This is a genomic window from Mesorhizobium sp. M2E.F.Ca.ET.209.01.1.1 (assembly GCF_004010375.2).
Taxonomy (GTDB): Bacteria; Pseudomonadota; Alphaproteobacteria; order Rhizobiales; family Rhizobiaceae; genus Mesorhizobium.
In genome coordinates, this window is the sequence record NZ_SADP02000546.1 from 1 (window position 1) to 351 (window position 351).

Sequence of the window (351 nt, forward strand, 5' to 3'; positions counted from 1 at the left end):
CCGGCGACCCGCATTTCGGCATCTATGCCGGCATTGGCCAGGCCTTCTGACGATGAAAACGGTCTGGCGCATCCTTCGCATTGTCCTCTACACGCTGCTAATCATGGTCGCGGGCGCGATCGGCGCGCTCGTCGTGCTGACCAAGACCGAGCGTGGGCGCGACAATCTCGCCGGCATCATCTCGCGGCTCGCCTCGAGCGACGATCGCAAGGTCACCGTCAGCGGCATCGACGGCATCTGGTCGGGTAATCTCAGCGTCGACCATGTCGTGCTTGAGGATCGCGAGGGCGCCTGGCTGGTGGCGCGCAAGGTGGCCGTCGACTGGTCGCCGACGGCGCTGCTGTCGAAAAG

General features: G+C 65.0%; 1 protein-coding gene. It reads left to right on the forward strand.

The features are described 5' to 3' along the window. Positions 1–52: 52 nt before the first annotated feature. Positions 53–351, forward strand: a 299-nt coding sequence (locus EN852_RS36850; protein WP_135879762.1) for a hypothetical protein, incomplete at its 3' end; no start/stop codon positions are given.